The sequence below is a fragment of the Leptothoe spongobia TAU-MAC 1115 genome (genome assembly GCF_018739885.1).
In the GTDB taxonomy this organism is placed as follows: Bacteria; Cyanobacteriota; Cyanobacteriia; order Phormidesmidales; family Phormidesmidaceae; genus Leptothoe; species Leptothoe spongobia.
In genome coordinates, this window is the sequence record NZ_JADOES010000015.1 from 1 (window position 1) to 22,821 (window position 22,821).

Annotated in this window: 22 protein-coding genes; 10 read left to right on the top strand and 12 right to left on the bottom strand. The window is 48.0% G+C overall.

The window, feature by feature from the left end:
• The 4 genes from IXB50_RS09630 to IXB50_RS09645 form a co-directional block, all read right to left on the bottom strand.
• Nucleotides 1–909: helix-turn-helix domain-containing protein (locus tag IXB50_RS09630; protein ID WP_246564337.1), on the bottom strand; the 909-nt coding region annotated here is incomplete at its 3' end.
• A 603-nt stretch (nucleotides 910–1,512) separates the two neighbouring features.
• Nucleotides 1,513–2,076 (bottom strand): Uma2 family endonuclease, encoded by a 564-nt coding sequence (locus IXB50_RS09635; protein WP_215608750.1) that lies wholly within the window; start codon nucleotides 2,074–2,076, stop codon nucleotides 1,513–1,515.
• A 63-nt stretch (nucleotides 2,077–2,139) separates the two neighbouring features.
• Nucleotides 2,140–3,474, bottom strand: coding sequence for a TrkH family potassium uptake protein (locus tag IXB50_RS09640; RefSeq protein ID WP_215608751.1), 1,335 nt, complete (start codon nucleotides 3,472–3,474; stop codon nucleotides 2,140–2,142).
• A 353-nt stretch (nucleotides 3,475–3,827) separates the two neighbouring features.
• A complete protein-coding gene (locus IXB50_RS09645; protein WP_215608752.1) occupies nucleotides 3,828–5,075 on the bottom strand; it encodes a DUF3747 domain-containing protein in 1,248 nt (415 codons plus the stop codon).
• A 275-nt stretch (nucleotides 5,076–5,350) separates the two neighbouring features.
• On the opposite strand from IXB50_RS09645, the gene IXB50_RS09650 reads away from it, so the two are divergent.
• Nucleotides 5,351–5,989: a pentapeptide repeat-containing protein gene (locus IXB50_RS09650; protein WP_215608753.1), complete on the top strand. Its 639-nt coding sequence runs from the start codon at nucleotides 5,351–5,353 to the stop codon at nucleotides 5,987–5,989.
• A gap of 107 nt (nucleotides 5,990–6,096) precedes the next feature.
• Here the strand turns inward: IXB50_RS09650 and IXB50_RS09655 are convergent, their stop codons facing one another.
• Nucleotides 6,097–6,372, bottom strand: coding sequence for a DUF2470 domain-containing protein (locus tag IXB50_RS09655; protein WP_215608754.1), 276 nt, complete (start codon nucleotides 6,370–6,372; stop codon nucleotides 6,097–6,099).
• Nucleotides 6,373–6,583: 211 nt separating this feature from the next.
• On the opposite strand from IXB50_RS09655, the gene IXB50_RS09660 reads away from it, so the two are divergent.
• Nucleotides 6,584–6,994 carry a hypothetical protein gene (locus IXB50_RS09660; RefSeq protein WP_215608755.1) on the top strand — a complete coding sequence of 137 codons (411 nt, stop codon included), beginning with the start codon at nucleotides 6,584–6,586 and terminating at the stop codon, nucleotides 6,992–6,994.
• Nucleotides 6,995–7,069: 75 nt separating this feature from the next.
• On the top strand, nucleotides 7,070–7,312 hold the full coding sequence (locus IXB50_RS09665) for a 2Fe-2S iron-sulfur cluster-binding protein (RefSeq protein ID WP_215608756.1): 243 nt from the start codon (nucleotides 7,070–7,072) through the stop codon (nucleotides 7,310–7,312).
• Nucleotides 7,313–7,418: 106 nt separating this feature from the next.
• Here IXB50_RS09665 and IXB50_RS22055 read toward each other — a convergent pair whose 3' ends face one another.
• Nucleotides 7,419–8,639 (bottom strand): septal ring lytic transglycosylase RlpA family protein, encoded by a 1,221-nt coding sequence (locus IXB50_RS22055; protein WP_246564339.1) that lies wholly within the window; start codon nucleotides 8,637–8,639, stop codon nucleotides 7,419–7,421.
• Nucleotides 8,640–9,028: 389 nt separating this feature from the next.
• On the opposite strand from IXB50_RS22055, the gene IXB50_RS09675 reads away from it, so the two are divergent.
• A complete protein-coding gene (locus IXB50_RS09675) occupies nucleotides 9,029–9,877 on the top strand; it encodes a M20/M25/M40 family metallo-hydrolase (protein ID WP_215608757.1) in 849 nt (282 codons plus the stop codon).
• A gap of 11 nt (nucleotides 9,878–9,888) precedes the next feature.
• On the opposite strand, the gene sbcD is transcribed toward IXB50_RS09675, so the two are convergent.
• The 4 genes from sbcD to cysH all read right to left on the bottom strand — a co-directional run bounded on the left by sbcD (nucleotide 9,889) and on the right by cysH (nucleotide 15,279).
• Nucleotides 9,889–11,181 carry an exonuclease subunit SbcD gene (sbcD, locus tag IXB50_RS09680; RefSeq protein ID WP_215608758.1) on the bottom strand — a complete coding sequence of 431 codons (1,293 nt, stop codon included), beginning with the start codon at nucleotides 11,179–11,181 and terminating at the stop codon, nucleotides 9,889–9,891.
• A gap of 88 nt (nucleotides 11,182–11,269) precedes the next feature.
• Nucleotides 11,270–12,712, bottom strand: a complete 1,443-nt coding sequence (locus tag IXB50_RS09685; RefSeq protein ID WP_215608759.1) for a pyridoxal phosphate-dependent decarboxylase family protein — start codon at nucleotides 12,710–12,712, stop codon at nucleotides 11,270–11,272.
• Between the two features lie 87 nt (nucleotides 12,713–12,799).
• Nucleotides 12,800–14,371: a D-Ala-D-Ala carboxypeptidase family metallohydrolase gene (locus tag IXB50_RS09690; RefSeq protein WP_215608760.1), complete on the bottom strand. Its 1,572-nt coding sequence runs from the start codon at nucleotides 14,369–14,371 to the stop codon at nucleotides 12,800–12,802.
• 161 nt (nucleotides 14,372–14,532) lie between these two features.
• Complete coding sequence (gene cysH, locus IXB50_RS09695; RefSeq protein WP_215608761.1) at nucleotides 14,533–15,279, bottom strand: phosphoadenosine phosphosulfate reductase; 747 nt, start codon at nucleotides 15,277–15,279, stop codon at nucleotides 14,533–14,535.
• A gap of 158 nt (nucleotides 15,280–15,437) precedes the next feature.
• Here cysH and IXB50_RS09700 point away from each other — a divergent pair, with 158 nt between their 5' ends.
• From IXB50_RS09700 to IXB50_RS09720, 5 genes are all read left to right on the top strand, one after another.
• Entirely contained in the window at nucleotides 15,438–15,734 is a 297-nt protein-coding gene (locus IXB50_RS09700; protein WP_215608762.1) for a glutaredoxin family protein, read from the top strand.
• Between the two features lie 74 nt (nucleotides 15,735–15,808).
• Nucleotides 15,809–17,317, top strand: a complete 1,509-nt coding sequence (locus tag IXB50_RS09705) for a UDP-N-acetylmuramoyl-L-alanyl-D-glutamate--2,6-diaminopimelate ligase (protein WP_215608763.1) — start codon at nucleotides 15,809–15,811, stop codon at nucleotides 17,315–17,317.
• A gap of 179 nt (nucleotides 17,318–17,496) precedes the next feature.
• Nucleotides 17,497–18,237, top strand: a complete 741-nt coding sequence (locus IXB50_RS09710) for a sensor histidine kinase (RefSeq protein ID WP_215608764.1) — start codon at nucleotides 17,497–17,499, stop codon at nucleotides 18,235–18,237.
• Nucleotides 18,238–18,320: 83 nt separating this feature from the next.
• Entirely contained in the window at nucleotides 18,321–19,211 is an 891-nt protein-coding gene (locus tag IXB50_RS22620; RefSeq protein WP_215608765.1) for an AAA family ATPase, read from the top strand.
• Between the two features lie 2 nt (nucleotides 19,212–19,213).
• Nucleotides 19,214–19,891 (top strand): DUF4276 family protein, encoded by a 678-nt coding sequence (locus IXB50_RS09720; RefSeq protein ID WP_215608766.1) that lies wholly within the window; start codon nucleotides 19,214–19,216, stop codon nucleotides 19,889–19,891.
• An 8-nt stretch (nucleotides 19,892–19,899) separates the two neighbouring features.
• Here IXB50_RS09720 and xseB read toward each other — a convergent pair whose 3' ends face one another.
• Nucleotides 19,900–20,127 carry an exodeoxyribonuclease VII small subunit gene (gene xseB / locus IXB50_RS09725; protein WP_215608767.1) on the bottom strand — a complete coding sequence of 76 codons (228 nt, stop codon included), beginning with the start codon at nucleotides 20,125–20,127 and terminating at the stop codon, nucleotides 19,900–19,902.
• Between the two features lie 226 nt (nucleotides 20,128–20,353).
• Here xseB and IXB50_RS09730 point away from each other — a divergent pair, with 226 nt between their 5' ends.
• Entirely contained in the window at nucleotides 20,354–21,484 is a 1,131-nt protein-coding gene (locus IXB50_RS09730) for a WD40 repeat domain-containing protein (protein WP_215608768.1), read from the top strand.
• Nucleotides 21,485–21,516: 32 nt separating this feature from the next.
• Here the strand turns inward: IXB50_RS09730 and xseA are convergent, their stop codons facing one another.
• Nucleotides 21,517–22,749, bottom strand: a complete 1,233-nt coding sequence (xseA, locus tag IXB50_RS09735; protein WP_215608769.1) for an exodeoxyribonuclease VII large subunit — start codon at nucleotides 22,747–22,749, stop codon at nucleotides 21,517–21,519.
• Nucleotides 22,750–22,821: the final 72 nt, after the last annotated feature.

Below are 22,821 nucleotides of genomic sequence, written 5' to 3' on the forward strand. Positions count from 1 at the left end.
CTGTCGGGAGCTGGTTGAGCGATCACTGTAGGCAAAGGCAAACTTAACCCTGGACCGAATCTGTGCAACCAGCTCTGTCACCTCCAGAAAACGCTCTGCTGTGACACAGGCTTCTACCCAGGACAAACCAAAATACCTGCAAAAAGCATCTACATTACGCCCACGTCCACGCTTTCCATCAAGAATCCGAGCAATCGTATCAGTGCTAATATCAATGTTTTGCTCGTTGAGAATTTCCTTACGAAGACCAGAGAGATAGCCGTTACTATGATTCTCAAAGTCAAAACGCGCAAGCTCTTTAAATTGTTTACGATACTCGGGAAGTAATGTGAGGAAAGATGGAGGACTTAGAGGAGATATAAAGGCTGTTTCAAGACAAGCTTCTTCTACTTTTACTCCAAAGAAGTTGCAAATTGCGGTTATGTTACGAGCCCTGGCACGTGAACCATTCAGGATTCTGGCAATTGTTTCCTTACTTGAATCATAAGCTTGCTCTTCTTTGAGGACTTTCCATAAGTCACTAACATATGAGTCTGGTTGGAAATGCGAAATAGCGCGTTGATGAAATTCTGTGCAATATTGGCGTTTAAGGGTTAGGTAAGCAGGTAAAACATACTCATTTTCATCATTGATGAAATCATCATCTGTAGAGTTTTCAGTTTCCTCAAACAGACCTTCTGGAAGCTCTGCTTCCTGAGCGATGTCCTGCCAAGATAGCCCTAAGGCTTCACAGATAAGAATAAATGTCTCTCTGCGAATAGACTCTCCTCTCCAAAAGCGTTTGAGAGTTGCTGGAGAAGTTTGGGCTGCATCACACCAGCTTTGAGCAGTTTTAGTCCAACCCCGCACTTTCCTGGCAGAATCTATGATATGAATTCCTTCTAGTGATGCTTGAAGACTAACGGCCATACGATGAGTAATGCAGAAAAAGCTTTCGGTTCACTTTTAGCTCACTTTAGCAAACGTAGTAAGTAATAATGAACTACAAGCTGATAATTTACATGTCATTATTCAAAATGAGAGTTTCCGCAAAAAACTTGATGCATGCTTGGGGCTAGCTCTGATAAGGGTTTGCCTCATTTATGTTGTTTTTAGCTCATTGACGCTTCAGATGAGTGCAGTTATCCTTAGCGTGAAACGGAAATTTACCAACTGAATAACTTTAGGAACTCATCAAGTTTTTTGCGGAGCTCGGGTGACTCCTATAGCTACTTCGGCCAATCTTCGTTTCAATGTGCCGTCTATGCTCTAAGGAGGAGCCATGGAAAATGGCAAGCTCACCCATGTGGTTGTGCTTGCAAATCACTCTAAGTCTAATCCATTACCCCCTGATTTGGACCCCTGGTTGATTCCAGGTGGAATTGCGGTTTCAGCCATTCTGGCTGTCGCATATCTAATTAGGTGGCTCGTGCGATTGGTAGAGGTCTGCAAGTCCGACGACTAGGTACTGCCAAGCCAAGCTAATATTTCCATGCTTGGCTTGGTGGGCTGCCATTTTACTCCTTCAATTTTCTATTCAGGCAATGATAACCAGCCAAAAATCTCTCGGGCTGATAAAGCTAACTCAAGGCCAGATATCGAGGGTAAAAGTTTTTGGTCTCGGTAGAGTTTAATGCGTGACTCTGACGAAATAGTCAAAACACTATCTGCTTCTGGATCCAAGAGCCACCCTAGCTCAGTCCCATGCTCAATACAATGAAGTAGTTTTTCCAAAGGCTTGGTCTGAGCTTGCTCTGGCGATAAGATTTCAATCGCCCAATCTGGATAAGTGTCAAATCGATTCGCAATACGGCCAGATGCCTTACGCGGAATTCGCTGCCAGCGAAATACAGAAACATCCGGCACAATCGCGGCCCCACCAAATACACAACGCAGTTCTGAAAATGCCTTAGCAATGCGCTGAGGTTCTCCTGCCCGATCAATTGCTTTGCACAATGCAACTTGCAGTAGACTATGTTCTCCCTGTGGCATTGGCTTTTGCAGTAGCTGATTGTTGAGAAATTCGCTGGCAGGTTGTGTTTCTGGGAGTGCCAGGAAAGAATCTAGTGTGAGAGTTGGGACGGGGCTTTGTACCATGATGGATTGTCCGATGCTTCTTCTATCCTAAGCGTTGGATTTTTGCTGTGTGCTTATAGTCTGTTAACCCACTAATAAATCTTCCTCGGGATAGTGAATGGTGCTAGGTCTAGGATCCCCTAACAGGGCAGACATGAGCAACAAGATCCCAACTCTGCCAATGTACATGGTGATAATAATGATGAGCTGGCCTAGGGTGGATAGTTCTGATGTGATACCTGTGGAAAGGCCAACTGTGGCAAAGGCTGAGACGGTTTCAAACAGAAGCGCGATAAACTCAATGCCTGGGTCCGTCAGGGAGAGCAGAATGGTTACCATCACCACCGTCATCCCTGAGGCAACGACGACACCAACTGCTTTAAGCACTCGTTTATCTGGAATTTCACGCTGGTAAGCCAATACTTCGTCTTCGCCTTTGAGGACCGTGCGGGTGCAGTTGAGCAAAATCCTGACTGTGGTGGTTTTGATGCCCCCACCGGTACTACCTGGGCTAGCACCGATAAACATGAGCGCGATCGCAATAAACAATGAACTGGTCTCCATCGCCCCAATATCAATGGAGTTAAACCCGGCAGTTCGCATAATCACCGACTGGAAGCTTGCCTCCAGGAGTTTCATATTTAATGGCTCAGTACCCAAGGTAGCGGGGTTGAAAAACTCCACAGCAAAAAAGGCTAAGGTTCCCAGGACGAGTAGAACAAAGGATGTGCTGGTGACCACCTTGAAGTGTAGAGAAAATACCTGGTGTTTGCGTTGGCGGCGGATGCGATCGCGAACCCAAATAAACATCTCCATAATCACCTGGTAACCAATGCCGCCCAGAATCACCAGAGCAGCAATCACCCCACTAATCCAAGGAGACCGAGCATATTGCACCAGACTATCGGCGAAGAGGCTAAACCCAGCATTGTTAAACGCACTGATGCTGTGAAAGAGCGATAGCCATAAACTGTGTCCCGTATCGTAATCATTAGCAAAGCGTGGCATCAGCAAAAACGCCCCACTCAGCTCAAAAATCATTGTCATCGCAATGATGGATTTAATCAGCGACGCAGCGGACGATAATTCAGCCGTGTCCAAGGATTGCTGAATGGCAAGACGGTCTTTTAGCCCCAAACGTTTGCCTAAGAGAAGGAGGAGCAATGTGGTCGCAGTCATATAACCCAGGCCCCCCAGCTGTATCAGCAGCAAAATTATTCCCTGGCCTAGGGGTGAAAAATATGACCCCGTATCCACCACAATTAAACCCGTGACACACACTGCTGATGTGGCTGTAAATAAGGCCACAATTGGGTTATTCCATTCGCCTGTTGCCGTGGACAAGGGCAGCATGAGCAATAACGTACCCACGGTAATGACCGTTAAAAACCCAACGCACACAGTCCTTGAAACGGTCATCGGTGTTCTACTCGCATAAGTCTGATCCCAGCATCGCTTCTACGGCTGTTAGAGGGATTCAGTGAATTGGCTCAATCTGCCATCATGACAGCCGGTATCGGTCAATTTTATGATGCTGCCTTCAATCACTGCGCATGAGTTATACCAAATCCGAAGTCCTCAATCCCGATTCAAAAATGGACAATCCTGTAGGGGCACTCCCTTGTGGATGCCCTGCGATATCAGGCGCTATCAGTCAGGATTTCGGATTACGTGCCATTAGACATCAAAAATCAGGGGACCATTCCCAAAGAACGACCCCCTGATTGCCTGTTTTCATGGTTTATCGAGATATTGCAGCCTCGATCGCAACCTTAGTTGGGACAATCAACCAGCCGTACAACAGCTGTTGCAGCATAGTTACGTAGAGCATCACTATTAGGGACAAAAGCACTGCCAGACTCATTTACAGGTGTAGCAATACCACAGTAGGCCGAGAGGCTAGAAATTACATCAGCGGCCCAGTGTCCTTCGGTATCTGAGAATGCAAATGCACCCTGCGTAGGTGTTAGAGCTGTCCCTTGGCCGAGAACCCGCTTGCGGTACTCAGCCGCTCGTCGAACCACAGCCATCATCTCAGCACGGGTGACTTCTTGCGCTGGGCGAAAATCACCTTCAGGATAGCCGCTGACAATACCGCTCTGGTTAGCAAACTGAATCTTAGCAGCACTCCAACGATTGCTCGCAACATCATTAAACGGAGCTGTGGTGACCTGGCTAGGTAGGGCAATAGAAATATTGTCCTGGGCATCAAGGGCTTCAATGACCATCGATACCAACTGCTCACGCGTTAGCGCTGTACGAGGCCGGAAGGTCCCATCCTGGAAACCAGCAATAAAGCCGATTTCTACAGCCCGGCTAATTTGGGTAGCGTAGACATCATTAGTGACATCTCGGAAAGTAATCGTAGGTGTACTAGGTGGAGGGGTCGGGTCGGTAACTACCGGTGGATTCTCAATAGTAGGCCCGCCATTTTGTTCTACTAAGGCGGCTAAGGTAGCGTCGTGGGTCAGGTATAGGTGCCCAAGGGTGCGGCCATCCAATGTACGACGGGTTAAACGCCAACCGGGGTTAAGGAAAACTTTGGTAAATCCATTTTCGGCTTGACCAAATGTACGACCCAGTCTCATCGGTGGGGAGTCGCGATATATGTTAGTTGGAAAACGGCTGGGGGTACCAACCAAGATATATTCGCCTTCTTCTTCTTGAATTTCTAGATTAAATCGACTGCCAGCATCACCGTCACCAGCGCGAATGGAGTAGCCATTACTATCCGTGCTACGTCCACAAATGCCCGAGAAGTCAAAGTTTAGTAATAGAGGTTCTATTTGTACTGGGTTTGAGCCTGACTCGCTCCAGCACTGTTGAGCATCACTCTTTTGTTCGATGATCATAAACTGGGGACGACCGAGCAGACCACCACCAGGAGCAGCTAACAGGACAAAGTCTTCTTGGGTAACTTCAACATTGCTAAAAGCTTGGGCATCTACGCGGGTAGTCGCGCCAAAAAACGTAAGGGTGGCTGCGGTAGCGGCAGCCATAGCTAAGCGTAGTCGTTTCATTATTTGTGCGTTGGTTTGAACTATGAAGCAGGACCTGATTTGAATATTGCCCGATGGGAACAGGCATGTGACGTTACAGTCATTTTTCTTGATGGAAGCTTGCAGCTAAGAAATCGGGAATCCGGATCTTTTTAACCCTACGGACTAACTCACGATTCAAGGCAGTTATTTTGGCTTTTTTTAGGGTTACTGCCAGAGGACTTGCCGCAATCATGGTGAATTTGACACGATAGGAATGCAATGATCCCAAATCACCCCTTGAGAGGATGTAACCGATGGTTCAAGGAATAACTCAGTGGTTATGGCAGTGCGTTACTAGTCCGGTCGCTTTACCAGTCGTCACAGCCTTTAGCCTATTAATGGTCCCAGTGCCTGCTGCTCAGGCCTTGGATGAAGGTGACCTCCAACGCTTGATTGAGACCAATGAATGTCCTGGTTGTGATCTGCAAGCAGCTGATTTGCGGCGTTTGGATCTTTCAGGTGCCAATCTAGAAGGTGCCAACTTGAAAAAGGCAAACTTTTTTTATGCGGTGTTGGATGGTGCGAACCTTTCGGGAGCAGACCTAAGCTCGACGAATTTATCCTATGTGAGTGCGCTGACTCTGATTAGTGACCTGACTAATAGCAGCGGTCAACCTATCGAGATCCCGGCTAAGTTTATCGGTGCGGATTTAACTGGGGCACTGCTTAACTACGGTGACTTTTCTGGCGCTGATATGACAGAGGCCAATTTTTTTGAGGCTTTTATTGATAAGACGCAGTTTGTTGGTTCCCAATTGCAGCGTACAAATTTTGCATCCACCTTTGTGCATGATATCGATCTAAGGGGAGCTAATCTCTGTGGCTCTACTTACTGGGGGGGAAATGATTACCGACGGTCTTGTGATGTGCCGGTGACGGATTTAAATGAATAGCAGGTCAGATATACTCGGCCTGCTACTCGTTAGTATTTAAACCTTGTCCACGTCCAGAATTGGAGTTTTACCGTGGGAGAAACGGCAGGTTTCAACTTGGACGTGGTTTATGATTTAACTTGCTTGAGCATCTCTACCAACACATGGTGAGCATCTTTAGCATCGACTAAGGGGCGTTCAAAGCTGATTCGTACGAGGGTACTTTGTCCGTTCACGGTGGCATCTAAATCCATACCAGTGGTATCAATGGCTTTCATGGTTGCACCTGTAGCCTCTGTCGTATTGCCAAATTTTTGGGCGTAGATCAAGACTGCGTCGGCGTGATCGTCATTCATATGTTTGCAGATGCGATCGCTAACGGTCGCTGTGATTGCGTCAGCCATAGAATTTTCCTACAAAATTTCGTACACTACTGTTCTACAACATCTGTCAGGTTGGTTAGCAAAATAGCTATCCCTAAAAGTTTGAGTTTGCAATGCTAATCTTGCTAATAACCGCCAAATGTATCTATCGGTTGCAAGAGATCATAGACTGCAGTGTGCACAATTTATCCATGTGCCATGGGTCTAAATCTGTTTCTTTTTGCTCAGTCAGTTGATATTATCTTCCACTCCTCCAACCGGTGAGCATCCCTGGCCAACGGGGCATATTTTTCAGAGTCCTGGGGCCCATCTGACCTATCGTGTCATCGGCCCCTGTTGTCGATTATTTGATCGCGAGCAACTACCTTGGCCCTGCTGTCGTCTACAGTGGCGGGGCAAAGAGCCGAGCTGGCGGCGTATTGGTCGGCGGTTTATTGTAGATCTGTCCACCAAACGCCATCCATCCTACTGTGTTGAAATTGTCGGCCAAGGTTACCGGGCTCAGCCAATTGTGATTACACTGTATTCGTTGGATTTCTCTCGTGAAATGCAGGCATGGTGGCATACGAAGCGCTGCTATTTGGATAATACCGCTCCTGCAGATGAGGCTGATGTACTCAGAGGATACTCTGAGTACTGCTGACGCAATTGGGCGGCTCCAGAAATCTTGCGATAGGATTGTGAATGTTCCTTAGAAATTCATATCCACGGACACCCTATGAGTGTTGAGGTTTGTTTTTTGCCTGATAATGTTCTGGTTTCAGCGACTCCAGGAGAGCCAATTTTGCAAGTTGCTGAGCGAGCGGGCGTCAGTATCCCCACTGGGTGCTTAATGGGTTCATGCCATGCGTGCGAGGTCGATGTTGAGGGACAAGAAGAGCCTATTTGTGCTTGTATTTCTGCAGTTCCAGTTACACAGTCACCCTATGTAGTGAACCTCCATGTTGATCCGACCTGGTAGTGCTTAGATGATAGGGGTTGCAAGACGCCATCGATAATTAGGAAAAGGGCATCTTTCTGTCAGAAAGATGCCCTTTTCCTAAAAGTTTGTATAGAGAAGATGGGCGCTAATTGAGAGTTTCACTAGTTGGGAGAGCTTCTGGCGATTGTTCCAAAATAACGGCCTCGTATGGAATAACTCCAACTTTCTCACTTCCTAGGCATTGAGCTGCCGCTTGAGATAAATCCAGGGAACGCTTGCCAATATAAGGCCCCCGGTCGTTAATACGCACGACAACGGAGCGATTATTGTTCAAATTACGGACCTGCAGCACCGTATCAAACGGTAGCGATTTGTGAGCTGCCGTTAGGGTATTTTGATTAAACGTTTCTCCATTAGCGGTGAGACGACCATGAAAATAAGGGCCGTACCAAGAAGCGATGCCATTTAACTGTTGCTCAGAAGGTTGCAAACCTTTGAGCATCACTTGCACATCCCCAGCATCGAGTGGGCTTGCTCCCAAATCCTGACGCAGTTGATCACTCCAGGTAATAGCTGCCCACTCACTACTGAGAGCTGATGAAGCTTCAGCGGCATTATTAACTCCGCTGGAAACGTGTACCAGTACATCACTATTCAAACGAATAGCGGGCTGTTCTCCTCCTAATACTGGTGTAATGGCATTAGGATCTAGCTGATTGGGAGCGATCATCTTTTGCAGGGTGAGCATGACATGCTCAGTGCCTTTGATACTGCTCAATTCGCCAATGACATTACCCTGGCGCAAGACTTGAAAATTTGTGACTCTTGGCAGGCTACCTTGGGTAGTATCGAGACATTGACTTAGTTCATTACGCAGAACTGCTGGAGGTGCTTTTTCTGGCTCTGCTGCGACCGGCTTAGACTGAATGCTGGCGACCGTCTCCCGACTCTTAATACGGTCTGCCTTAGTGATGTCTATGCTAGCTAAGGGAACAGTTACAGAAGATTTAGGGACTGCTGCTGAACGATCAATATTTTTTGATTGTGATGAAGTTTGAGGATTTGGGATTGTAGCTTCTAATGAAAGGTTGAAGACTTGATCCAAAAACTCTGCTGCATCAGCTAGATTAAGGGGCTCTAACTGGTTAAATGAATCTTTTAGCGGTAGGTCTATGGTCTCATCACCAATAGCCTGTGGATTTTTGCCTAAGGTCTTCGTCGACTGAGGTATTACTGCTGCTGCATTTAATAAGGCTGAAGAAATCTGTGGTGTAGCTAGAGCAGCTATTTTATTAAATTGGCTCACACTATGAATAATTGTGGGAGCTGAAGATACGGTTACTTCTAGAACCGGTACATCAAACATAAATGAGTTTACAGATGAACACTTTGATTAAAAAAAAACAGCTTCAACTCAAACATGAAATTTTGATTTCAAGATTTGTTATTGATTGCTGCTGCCAGAAAAAAATAACGCTGGTGTCTGGCTCAAATGGTGTATCTAAAATCACAGTTTTCTAAGTATACAGTCTGTTCTAAGCATTAATACGTTCTGTCATCAGCTCCGTAACGATGTGTCGATTTAGACTAATTGGAGCCAGGGCGTCAAAAAATATGTCCCACAAGCCATTGCTTTCCAATTGGAGGCAAGGATTTTACTTTATCTAATAAGAAAAAGTAATAATTAAATTAGCGTAAATAGTGGATTGCTATACCTCATATGTATGCAGTTTTGCTGCTTGTTTCTAAAGCTTTATGGTTCAGGATGAGCTGAAAGAACGGTTGATCGGACATCTTCAAGAGTTGATACGTGAGCGAGATCCTTACATCGCGACTCAGGGGTATTACTATGTGCAGCATTACATACGTACCCAACTGGAACGTTGGGGGCCTGTGACGACGATGGCTTTCCATGAGCGAGGACGTGAGCACTGCAATCTTTGTCTAAATTTACCGGGTCAACAGTCCCTGGCACCTTGGGTAATTGGTGCCCACTATGACGCGGTGCCTGGCTCGCCTGGTGCAGATGATAATGCGACAGGTTTGGCTGTTTTGCTAGAGTTGGCTCGCCTGTTTTCTGAGCAGTTGCCAAGGCGGCCTGTACATTTAGTTGCCTTTGACTTAGAAGAGTATGGTTTAGTGGGCAGTCGTACCTATGTAAAGTTACTCCAGGGTCAACCTGTGCATCTGATGTTGTCGCTGGAGATGCTGGGATACTGTGCCAGGGAGTCATCTCAGCTGCCTAGCCAAAGCTATCCCTTGGCTGGTATGGATTACATTTATCCTAGGATGGGAGATTTTATTGCTCTGATCGGTAATTGGCGAACAACTCCAACTATGTGGCGATTTTCTCGTTGTTTGCGTAAGGTCGGTGTTGACTGTGCCTGGTTACCCATAGTCAATCGAGGACTACCCTTGCCGACTACTCGTCGGAGCGACCATGCTCCGTTTTGGGATGCAGGCTATAACGCAATTATGGTGACGGATACGGCTGACTTGCGAAACCCCCACTACCATGGTCCAACAGATACCCTCGATACCCTGGATTTAGATTTTTTGACTAAGGTTTGTATTGGGTTATGGGAAGCAATTGACCAACTGTAGGTTTTGGAGACTTATAAAAGTCTTAGTTGCTGGTTCTGCTTTTCATCGATCGCTGTGGTGTCTGGATTGATTTCCTGGTCAGGGTTGATATCATCACCGCTGAGTAAAGCTTGTGCAGCTAGGAGCATGTCGGCGCTAAGTTCCGCTAATTCATCACGATTGGCTAAGTAGGTTTTTAGCGCATTGATGGGGTCTCGGGCATTGTCGGATGTGAGTGTAGGTAGGCGAGGGCGTATCAACTGACTGACAAGCTCAGGATGGATGCTGTAACTATGGGCTTTAGCGAGAGCCTGATGTATAGCAGCATGGTCAATCTGTTCAATTTGGTCTGGCCTGAGTTTATAGATTAAGCGCACTACAGCATCAGTCATGTTGGCTTTGGCCAGGTCTTGTTCTAGCTGTGTTTGAGGTGCATCGGATCTAGAGATATCCACCTCAATGGTTTTGAAGGCACGAACGGGTAAGGGGCAAAAAACTACCGATGTATGGCCAGATTGTACGTCTGCTAGAACAAACCCTTTCTCTTCCTTTTCTTCGCTAAAATCCACCCGTTCGATGCTGCCGGGATAGACTACTGGCGGTTCCTGGCAGAGGACCTGATGCTTATGAACGTGACCCAAGGCAACATAATCAAAACAGGGACGGGCCAGCAATGCCATTGGTACGGTAAAGCCTTTGCCAACGGCCAAGAATTTCTCAGCGCCGTAGCGAGCTGTATCTGTCATGAGATGGGCCAGCAAAATACTCGGAATATCAGGCTGTAGCTGGCGAATTTCTCCTTCGAGAGCGACGCGCAGACGATCTAGCATTAGTTCATTGACTGCACTTAGGGATAATCCTTCGGTTTCAGGACGGGTGAGTAATGTGGAGTGATTGAGCCAGGGTAAGGTGATGATTTGTACCGGCCCTGCCTGGGTTTCAATGTGGTGGGTGGTTAAATGGTCGCCAACGATGATGTCAGGAACTCCTAAGGTGCGATAGATGCATAGACTCGCTCCGCCCATACCTTGGGAGTGCTGGTCATGATTTCCCACGAGCAGCACTGTGGGGATGTGAGCCTCGACTAATCGCTGAAATTGTTGCGCAAAGGCCTGCTGCACCATTGGTGGCGGAGTAGCATCAGGAAATGCATCCCCGCCAAACAGCACGAGATCGACCGGTTCGCTGAGGGCGCGATCGATACAGTGAGTCAGGGTGGTGACAAAGTCTTCTAGTCGGGTATTTAAACCTGTTGATGGGTTGATATGACCATGGCTAAAGCCACTACCCATGTGGATATCTGAGAGATGGAGCAGCTTTACCATGATAATTGGGGGATGTGCTGGATGTATGGACGGACAAGTCAGCGCGATCGCTATCCAGTATGTTTGTCCTAGCTCAGTGCGTCAAGGTTTATCCCTGATGGGAAGTGTAGTAGCTATCGATATGTTCAAACACCCTGTGAATATGGTCGGTAGTCGTAAATGGATTAAGTAAGACAGCTTTGAGCCATCGTTGTCCTCGGTATATCGGTAGCGATAAGAAGGTATTGCCCTTTTCCAAGAGCCATGTCTGCAATCCATGATTCCAGCTATCCCATTGATCTAAGGGAAGTGCCGTAGGCTGTGCTCGAAAACACACCAGGTTCATTTGTGGTTCACTGGCTAAGGCGAGAAAAGATCGGGCTTTTACAGCATTGGTAAAAGTTGTGGTCAGGGCATAGTTGTGATCGATGATGGCGCTATAGCCGTCTCGACCAATATGTTGCAGTGAGAGCCATAGCTTTAGAATGTCGGGATGACGAGTGCCTTGCACTGTGAACTCGCCAAGATTAGGCCAGCCGTCATGATCGTGCATGTAGGGTGCTAGGACCCTGAAGTGATGCTGCAGTAAATCGAAGTTCCGGAACATCACTATGGCACAGGTTTTGGCTACATACAGCCATTTTTGTGGGTTAAAGGTGACTGAGTCGGCCAGTTCAATGCCTGAGAGTTGATGACGATAGCGTTCTGAAAGTATGATGGCCCCGCCATAGGCAGCATCCACATGAAACCAAAGCTGGTGAGTTTTGGCGATGTTGTACATGGCAACAATGGGGTCAATGCTTCCAGTAACGGTGGTTCCAGCAGTGGCAACAATGGCAAAGGGGTGCTGTCCAGCCGCTTTTGCTTGGGCTAGCTTGACTTGTAGATCGTCAATATCAATTTGGGAATTTGAGTTGGTTTTTACTGGGATAGCTGCTTTGGTGCCTAATCCCATTACCATGGCTGCTTTTTGAAAGGATGTATGGGCTACTTCTGAGACCAAGAAAACGGGTTTCTGCCCATGCATGATGCCATTCTCTAAGGAGTCAAACGCGATATTGCGGGCCACAATTAGGGCTTGCAGATTTGCCAAACTGCCGCCACTGACTAGGACACCATTGGCCTGTGCTCCCAGACCAAAGAGCTGGGCAATTTGCTGTAAAACGAGAGTTTCTAAGCGTGAAAAGACTGGCGACATTTCCACGCTCAACATGTTGTTGTTGAGGGCGGCTACTAACAAATCGCTTAGCACCGATAGGGTGGTTGGTATAGAGTCCATGTGCCCGATGTAGCCTGGATGGGCGGCATTCATGGAATGGATGATCTGAGCATGCGTTTCTTCTAAGAGCTGCTCTAGATCAATGGACTTTTGAGGTAGGTTACGAATCCGGTCTTTTAAGACCAAAGGCTCAGGCAGGGGAGAACGGTTCGTTGCCTGAGTCATGGTTTCGACTAGTAAGTCTATGACTTGGTGTAGGAGAGTTGCGATCGCATCCCGATTTTTACCATCAGGATGAATAAATGCCGTTGTCGGCAACGCCGAAAAATCCACCGTATCACCGTTTATTGAGAGTGCTTTACCAGGTTACTGGTCGGGACCTCCCTTGTGGTCACTCTGGCATAGAAGTTTTGAGACCTATCAATACACCCACCGTACCCGAGGTTTTCCCGGTCGCATGCCTAAATGGACAAACCCTCTTTTGGCTCCATAGCCGATGCTGTAAGGATAGGTCTGGTCGCACCAATACTCCACCTCATAGACGCTAATGTTTTTGATGTAAAAATCCACTGCACCTGTATCAGGGGCATCATATAGATGCTCGGAGCGACGAGCTCCACCGACTTTGGCATTGACTTCAGGCGGTCGATAGCCAGAGGTGATCACCAGTGGATTTCCACCAAAGTAATCACGGCATCTTTCTAGGAAGAGGCAGATTTCATAAGCTGTTTTGCACTGATAATCATTGCGAAAACGGCGCTCCTCATCGTATAGCGCGAATTCACCGTAGGTGATGTGGGGGGTAATCAGCGTGTCAAAGTGCATATCTGGAGTAAGCTTGTCTCCCACCGGGTTACTGCCAGCAACGTCTCGCACAATGCGATCGAGACGTTCTTCCGGTTTGCGATCGCCCGCTTCCCCAGCCTCATCATGATCATCATCCCAATTAGGAGAGGAGGATGTCGCTCGTTTACAGAAAAGAGCTGCTTCGGCCAGGCGACGACGGCGTAAGCCTTCCTCTACGGATGTGCCAGGATTGCGGTACTTGACAAACTGGGCCGCTATCCAGCGGTGATCATTCCACAGGTCAGGCGAGTCACATACTCGGGTAATGGACTCAAAATTATAGCTTCGATAAAAGCCCGATCCCAGATTATAGGCAAAGCTGTAGAGAGCCCCGCGCTGGTTACTATTCATACGCTGCCAGGTGGGAATTTTCTCTAGGGCTCCACGGCAAGACTCATCCACGTGATCAATCAAATACTCTTCTGCCTGTCTTTGATTAATGATGTCCCCTTGTTTAACTTGGACACCGTTGGGATAGCGTGTTGTGCCATAGCCGATCGTGGGTACGTCCCAGCCCCTTAAAGGATCAGCATAGGCTTTGGCTCGGCCATCGGGGAGGGCTTGAGCGTAGCCTTCAAACTCTTTAATCAGATCAATGCCTGCACGGGGGATTGAGCCCAATAGTAGATCATTGGGGCGCTCAGGCTTTGGTGTTTGAGGCTTTTCAGGTTGAGGCCGGAAGTTACTCTGAACAGCAATCACACCAAGCTGATCAATCCAGCGCCCACTTTGGCCATAGAAACCGATGACTTGATAGTTAGGGGGGACTTGCAGATCAATAATCTCGCTTGCCTGCTTGCCAAAGAGAATGCTGCGACCTTGACTAGTGATCAGTTCTATGGAGCCAACATAACGCTTACCAGTGAGACGGACATTGGCAATATATTCATTGGTATTGAGAACAAATGACTCTAACGTTGAGCCTTCGCCACCGTGGGTAGGCAGTTCACGATTGGCCCATTTCATTTGCACTTGGTCGACGTAACGGCCTACCCGCACCAGCACTTCAACTGGTTTAGCTTGTTGTGCCAGGATCTGGTCACTTGCTTGAGGGGGCCAATTAATATCTGAAAATGGTTTGCCACTGCCGCCACCTGCGGATGAGCTGCGCCAGAGCTTTCCTACCGAGTTAGTTGAGGATTCCATAAGCATGCGCCTGTGCTAAGTAGATGTTAGTCCTGGTTTGGCAAGGTGCTTGTGGACTAAATCATCTATGGGCTTGTTTGCTTTGACATCAATCCTGGAGTTGTCAATTTCGGAATACCTATAGATTTGTTCATAGGTAGGGGCGTGATCATATAAAGACTCTACCTATGGATGCCACATTCCGTTTTGACACTACCGCGCCAGCGACCAGCACGCTCATCTTCTCCGACTTGGACCTGGGTCGTTAGGGGTTGGTCGCCAATGCTGGTATAGCCTTGGTCATGTAGTGGATTGTAAAAAACACCATGGGTAAAGGTGTAACGCCAAATATCCTTATGGGTCCAATTGGCGAGGGGATTGATTTTAATGCGTCCATCAGTGGCACGTTCCAAAATTGGCATATGCTGCCGGTTGGTGGACTGATCGCGTCGCCGTCCGGTAATCCATGCTTGGATATTGAGCTCATTCAAGGCTCGCTCCATTGGTTGAACTTTAGTCAACTCATGAAAGCGGACAACATCCTTTTCCCAGAGTCGGTCTCCGTAATTGCCAATAAAGTGCTCACGGTTAGGAGCGGCTTGATATACGTGTAAATCGAGGTTGTAAAGGCCCTTAGCTTTTTGAGCTGTTTCCAAGGTCTCTGGAAATAAATGTAGGGTATCTAGAAAGATTACCGGTACTCTGGCCTGGAGCTCGTGGTAGAGCATGTGAGTCAAAGCTCCCATACTAAAAGAAGTCATTTGAGCCAGGTTCGGAATGGTGGCAACAGCCCATGCCAAAATTTCTTGAGGTGTGGCGGATTCAAAGCGACGGTTCATCTCCGAAAGGTCTAGCTGATCGGGGTCAAATTTAACTTGGTTGACCAGCGGACGTGTAGTGTACGATTGCGCTTCTAGGCAAGAAACCATATCTGTGAATAAGGGGTTACCCCGTAAGGAATCACTGCAAATATCCTATCGCAATAATCCCGCATAACCCACCGGAGAAGTGTAGATTGATCCGAACCAATGGTCAGTGTTAACCGTAATCATCGAATTTACCCAATTAGCGTAGGACAATGACAATCATGAAAAAGCTCATATTTTACACAAAGCCTGGGTGTCATCTGTGTGAGGGGTTAGCAGAGAAACTGGCTCAATTGGAGTATCTACCCATTGACGTGGAATCTCGCGATATTACCGAAAATCCAGCCTGGTTTGCAGAATATCAGTATGAAATTCCGGTCCTTTGCCGTGTGGTTAACTATCCTGAAACTCCTGAATTGGAGAAGGAACAGCCGTTGCCTCGGCTATCTCCTCGGGTCCCGCTGCGTCAATTAGAGCAAATGTTACAGACATATCTGGGCCCTTTTGAGACAGATTAGCGGTCATTAGTTTTAGATCTATACGGGGCCCTTTGAGGCAGAATAGCGGCAGATTAAGGTTTTGAGAGGACTATATGAGGCTGCATGATTTACTGGCACAGTTACCACCTGATTTAATCGTGCCTGCTATTAAGCATCCGGCTCTGGATGAAACGGTTACTGGGTTATGTACTAATTCCAAACGTTGTCAGCCAGGAAACCTGTTTATTGGTATGCCTGGTACTCGGGTTGATGGCGGGGAATTTTGGCCGAATGCGATGGAGCGTGGTGCGATCGCAGCAATCATTTCCCCGAATGCCTTAAAAAATAAGCGAGCCCCGGATGATGACCCATTACTCATCTCTATTCAAGATATTGCCACTGCTTGTGGTGAAATTGCCGCTGCGTTTTACTCCTATCCTGGCAAGACACTAAATCTGGTGGGTGTAACCGGTACAAATGGTAAAACTACCACTACCCATATTATTGAGCACTTGCTAAACGCAGCCGATTTGCCCACCGGGTTGCTCGGCACTCTTTATACCCGCTGGCCTGGACATCAAGAAACTGCGGTGCATACCACTCCCTTTCCCGTAGATTTGCAACGAGAGTTGGCTAAGGTTGTCGGGGCAGGTTGCCAGCACGCCATCATGGAGGTTAGCTCCCATGCCCTGGCCCAAAAGCGGGTGTGGGGATGTCCCTTTGATGTGGCGGTGTTTACCAACCTAACCCAGGACCATCTGGACTATCACAAAGACCTGGATGAATACTTTGAAGCCAAGGCTCTGCTATTTGGCCCGGAGTATCTCAAAGGCCGCGCCATTATTAATAGTAAAGATCCCTATGGGCAAAAGCTGATCGAACGGTTAAGTCCTGCTCAGGTTTGGACTTATCACATTACGGATACTGCCGCTGATTTGCATACGACTGATGTTAGTTATAGTGCAACCGGGATGCGCGGTACTTTGAACACGCCTGTGGGGTCAGCGCCCTTTGTCTCTCCCTTGGTAGGTAAGTTTAACCTGGAGAATTTATTGGCAGCGTCTGGGACTGCTCTACATCAGGGTGTCTCTCTGGAGACTGTTATTTCTGCCCTGGCCGAATTTAGCGGTGTACCTGGTCGGATGGAGCGGGTGCAGGCAAGTCCCAGTCAGGATATCAGTGTGATTGTGGATTATGCCCATACACCAGATAGTTTGGAGAATGCACTGCGGGCGGCAAGGCCTTTTATTTCAGGGCAGATGATTTGCGTGTTTGGTTGTGGTGGCGATCGAGATCGCACCAAACGCCCTCAGATGGGACGGATTGCCTATGCACTGGCGGATCGAGTGGTGGTCACGTCGGATAATCCTCGCACGGAGGACCCTCAGAGGATTTTGGCCGACGTGGTCGCCGGGATTGAGGCTGATTTAGGTGAGGAGCAGGTGATTTGCGATCGCGCCGCTGCTATTCAACAAGCGATCCTCTCAGCTCAGCCAGGCGATGGTGTTCTCATTGCTGGTAAAGGTCATGAGGACTATCAAATTATAGGTACAGAAAAAATCCATTTTGATGACCGGGAACAGTCTCAGTTGGCTCTCCACGTCCGTCAATCAGCCTCATGAGCAGCTAATCATTGACGGCATATAACTCTGTTTGAGTAACTGGTTTTGGCTAGCTAGCCGTTGGCAAAATCCGTACTAGTACGGAAAGTTAAGTAAAAATACCCAGTTATCCCGTATGCGCCTTCACTAACCTAGAGACATCCTTATCGAATACGCCCTAGGCGCATTTTAGACTCACCATGGATGCTTCTACGGCTAGATCATCGATGTTGTCCCATCGGTTTGCCACATCGACAACGTGTGCATCTGAGCAAGATATCAATCCGCAGTTTCTCAAAACTGCGGCCCAAGAGCTCAATAATCCTATAACAACTATTAAGACAGCCCTCACGCTACTCAACGCATCGACGCTTAAACCAAAACAGCGTGAACGTTATCTGCGGATGATTGGTCAAGCGTGCGATCGCCAGAGCCATCTGATTAAGGATGTGTTTGAATTGCTAGAACTGCAGTTGACGCCTCAGCCTACAGTGCTGGAAAAGGTGCAGCTATTGGATTTAGTTCCTGGTGTAGTGAGTACCTACCAACCTATTGCTCAGGAGAACAACATGACCCTGGCTTATACGGTCTCTGCTCATCTGCCACCTGTTTTAGCAATCGAGGCGTATCTGAAGCAGGCGTTAGTTAGCTTGTTGAGCAATAGTATTCGGTGTGCTAATACCAATGGACGTATCGTTGTGACGGCCCATCATCGTGGTGATGGCAAAGTGGCCTTACTGATTCAGGACAGTGGCCGTCTTGGTTCGTCTTGCCTGCCTCAGGGCTTTCAATCGTTTGATCGCAGTGCTTCTGAGGGTAGTGGTCTAGGGCTAACCCTGGTGCAGCAGTTATTAAGCCACTGCGGTGGGTCCATTTCTGTTAGCCGCAGTCCTGGTGAAGGCACGACATTGACGATTTTGTTAGCGATCGCTCTTGAATAAGCAACTTTGATGCTGAATCAGGGCGCTATGATAAACCCCATAGGGCAGGCACTATCCTTTCAAAGCCTTGCCCATGAGTGGTTGTGTTAGAAAGCGTTCGTATTCAAAACTTTCGATGTCTTCGAGATGTCACGCTGGAGCTGGGACCGTTTACGGTGTTTGTTGGTCCTAATGCTTCTGGGAAAAGTGCGATCGCAGATGCGCTAACGTTAGCTCAAGTATCTGCTACCGATAGATGGCGCGGAACCCCGAACAACCCACCCACTTGGGCAGTTAATGGCAAGGGGAGTTTTCAGGATCCGAAACAGGCTTTTGCTATAAGTGCAGACAGACGAAAATACACCTTTATTTTGTCCAATTTGCGTCAATCTCAGCAAGCTAACGAAGTGTGGACTCTTGATTCCATTGGCAGCCATCTTCCTAATTTGTTCGATACCTTATCAAGAGCTGATCAAGAGTCGTTTGTATCTGATTTCATACGCTTGGTCCCAATGTACTCAGATATCAAAGCACGGGCTTCGGGTGGTGCTAAACGTCTGCAGTTTGAAGATCGCTGGCAGTCAAATCTTTGGTACAACCCCGAGCAAGTTTCAGATGGCACGATGCTGATCGCTGCATTCGTTGCTCTAGGATTTCAGCGTAATGTTCCTACACTGGCGGTTATTGAAGATCCTGATCATGGGCTTCATCCCTATCTTCAAAGGCATATTGCAGAAATGTTGCGGAAACTGAGTAAGGGTGAGCTTGGTAGTAAGCCAATTCAAATTGTCTGCACTACACACTCCCAGTCTTTCCTGAATTGTCTAGAACCTGAGGAAGTTCGCTTCATTCGACGTAGCCGTGAAACTGGTGAGACCGAGGTCCAGAAAGCCCCTACAGATAACCCCAACTGGCAAAAAGTCTATGACCAATTTCAAACTTCCTTGGGCAGCATGTGGCTAACTGGTTCGCTTGGTGGAGTACCTGGAATTTAACCATGACAGCAGTTTGTATGGTGGTCCATGCTGAAGGACCAGGAGAGTTGGGAACAACAACTTGGGACTTATCGCCCACGGACTCATTACAACCGGATGACCTGGGTCCAGCTCACATTATTGTGCAACGCATTTTGACTGAAGGTGCTCAAATCCCTGCACTAGCAATCGATTTTGTCGAACCTCTGCGCACTAAAACCGGTGCACGGGCACATGGTAGTCAACTATTAAAGCCCAGTGCTCTCGATGAAATTCTCGCAGGATGGCTTCTGGCACTGCCATTAATTGTTTTGCTGGTGGATAGTGATGACAAACCACCGGTAGAACGAGAGTCAATATTGAAAGCAGCGCTTGAGAGAAATGCGTTGGCAGGAGCCGTTGGTGTTGCCGTTAAGGAGTTTGAATCTTGGCTGATAGCCGATGCTAAAGCTATTAACCAGATAATTGGAAATGTTCGCCATGATTTCCAAACACCTGAAAAGTTAGCTTGTGGCGAGGCTAAGCAAACTCTACAGAAATGGATTCAAGACATTGCCCATCCATCTCGACAACTGATGGATATTCGTCGAGAGTTGGCAACTGCCATGGACTTAGATGTGGTGACCAATCTTTGTCCTTCCTTCAAATCCTTCCGGCAGGCATTGTTAGGGCTGGATGCTCAGAATTTCAAAGCCAAATAATGCTTAGTCTATTCAGATTCATCTGGCACCAAGGTTTCGATCAATAGCTGGGCTTGCTGTTGTTTTGCTTGTAAAAAGGCGTCGCATTTTTTGAGTTCGGTGACAGCCTTTTCAAACTGCTCAAAAATATCAGCCAGGGGTAGCTCACCCGTTTCTAGATTGGTAATGATGGCCTCAACCTCGGTAACGCAGGTTTCATAGTTCCAGTTATCGGCAGACTTTTTAGCTCTAGGCATAGCGATTGAGACGTGCTGGACTAGGGATAGTTTTGCTGACCCTGGAGACTTCCGCAACTGGAAATTTGAGGGCGAGTTACAAAATCAGGTGTGGTTTTCAAAAAGTTAGGTCTGATTTTCAGAATAAGTTGCTATTGACCAGCAGAATACAGTTGTAGCGCGACGATTTTCGAGCCCCTCTTCGAAAACGCTAGTGGTTTCTTCACAACAGTTGGTTTCCCTGGTTATGCAACGATTCAACGATTGGTCTAATTCCTGTTTGAAATTCTGGGTATCTGCTGGATTAAGCATCGCAGCACTCGTGCCGACTGTGGGCCTGCCCGCCCTAGCTCAATCGGCATCTACACCTGTCCAAGTCGCTCAGGCGTATAGTTCTCTGACCCTATTGCGTAACATTCAGCACGGACGCAACGCTACTAGGATCGCCTTTAGCCCGAATGGTCAAATGCTTGCCAGCACAGGGGGCGATGCGATGCTGCGGGTATGGGATGTAAATGCAGCCTTACAGGGGGATGACAAACGGTGGATACGCCGTCTGATTGCTATCCCTGGTGCTGATCGCCACGTAACATCCTTGGCCTTTAGTCCAGACAATCGCTACCTGGTCACCGGTACCTTTAATGGTGGAGTGCGTGTATGGGATCTCCATGCCTGTGAACGAGATCGTCCTGTATGCAATTCTCAGCTGATCTTGGATCGAGATTATACAGGTGTTGCACCCGTGGTCAAATTTAGCCCCAGTGGTCGTTTATTAGCTGCTAGTAACTATGACGGTACGGTAACTCTATGGCACTGGAACAGGCGCGAAGTGATTGCCATTATGGAACCAGAAACCGGCTCCCATAATGGTGAGCGCCTGGATGGACGGTTTTCTTCGTTAACCTTTAGTCCAGATGAAGCTTATCTAGCCGCAGGCAGTCACGATGATTTCATTACGCTATGGAGTTTAGAGCCGGACGATGAGTATGAGCGTCTGGCCACAATTGATACAGGTAATGGTGTAGATAGTGTTGCCTTTAGTCCTGATGGGGAGCTTTTAGCAAGTGGCAATTTCCGGGGGGTGGAGATTCGTTCAATTCGTTCCAGGCGGGGGCGATTACAGATCAGCGAATACGCAGAACTCGAGGTTGGCAAGCGGATTAACACCCTGGCCTTTTTACCAGATGGGCAGTCTCTGTTTGCTGGCGACAATCAAGAACATGTGGGGCTATGGGATATTGAGGAGGAAGCAGCCCTCACGGTTATTCCGGTCGATCAGCAGCATAGGCGTCCAGTGCTGGAAGTCGCCATCTCACCTTTTGGAGATCTCCTAGCCAGTGCCAGTACTGACGGTGTGATCAAATTTTGGCGTCCCTGATGGGATCAGTCTTTTTCTGAAAAGCCACCAGATCAGGATGGCTCCTCCGAGATGCTGAGAACTTCAGCTTCTATCTGGCCCTGTCCGAGACGGATGGAGATGTGGTCACCAGGGGATAACGTTTTTGCTTGGATGACGACATCTCCCGATGTCTCTCTAACGAGGGCATAGCCTCGACGCAAAACAGAGTCAGGGTCTAAGGTTGCAAGTTTTTCTGTGAGTAGTTGATGTTGATGCTGTCTAGTTTGTAACTGCTGAGATATTGCTTGAATCAAACGTTGGGTGAGCCATTGCTGTGCTTGTTGTGCTTGTTTTAAATGGCTTTGGGGTTGGAGCTGTTGTAACCGCTGGTAAAGTTGCTGCAGCTTGCTTTGATGTTGCGAAAGCTGCATGCCAGTGACCTGGGTGAGTGCCTGTAGTAACTGTGCCTGGGCATAACGTAGATCGCTCAAGGCTGGGACGACCTTTTCTGCAGCAGCGGTAGGGGTATGGGCACAAAAGTCGGCGACGAGGTCTGCTAAAGATTCATCGCGTTCATGGCCGATGCCCGTGATAACAGGGATGGGGCAGGTTGCGATCGCGCGCACTACCCGCTCATCATCAAAACACACCAAATCCTCCACGGCTCCACCACCACGACCCAGCAGCAATACATCCGCCCGACCATCATCACCCACCCGCTTAATTGCTTTAACAATCGATCTAGGTGCTTGCTCCCCTTGCACAATGGCTGGAGAGAAGAGTACCTGTAAGCCAGGATGTCGTTGGGTCAAGGTCTGTTGAATGTCCCCCCAGGCAGCGGCTTGAGGCGAAGTAACCACTGCAACACAGGTTGGCAACGATGGCAATGGACGTTTGCGTTCTACATCAAACAAACCTTCGCTGGCCAAACGATTGCGCAACTGACGGTAGCGCATTGCCTGCAGACCTGCTCCAGCAGGCAAAACTTGCCATGTAGTTAGCTGGTAGCTGCCCCGTTTCGGATAAACTTTGAGCTGCCCCAGCACGACCACCTGTTCACCCACTTTTGGCATTACGCTGAGCTTTGGTAGTTGGCTACGCCAGACGACAGCATTTAAGGTAGCTGATCCGTCAGGCTCTTGGATCGAGAAAAAACACCCACTCCCATGCTGTCGAGCACTAGACACTTCGCCGATGATCCAGATGTTGCGCAGATTTTCATCACCCTCTAACAGTAGTTGAATGTATTCGGTGACACCGGCTACACTGACTGCCTTAAAGTCCGTTATATTCGTTGCTGTCATAGGTATTGCCAGATAATTTGCACAATTAAAGAGAATTTTAATAGTACATTTGTATGTTTTCTGGGTACAATC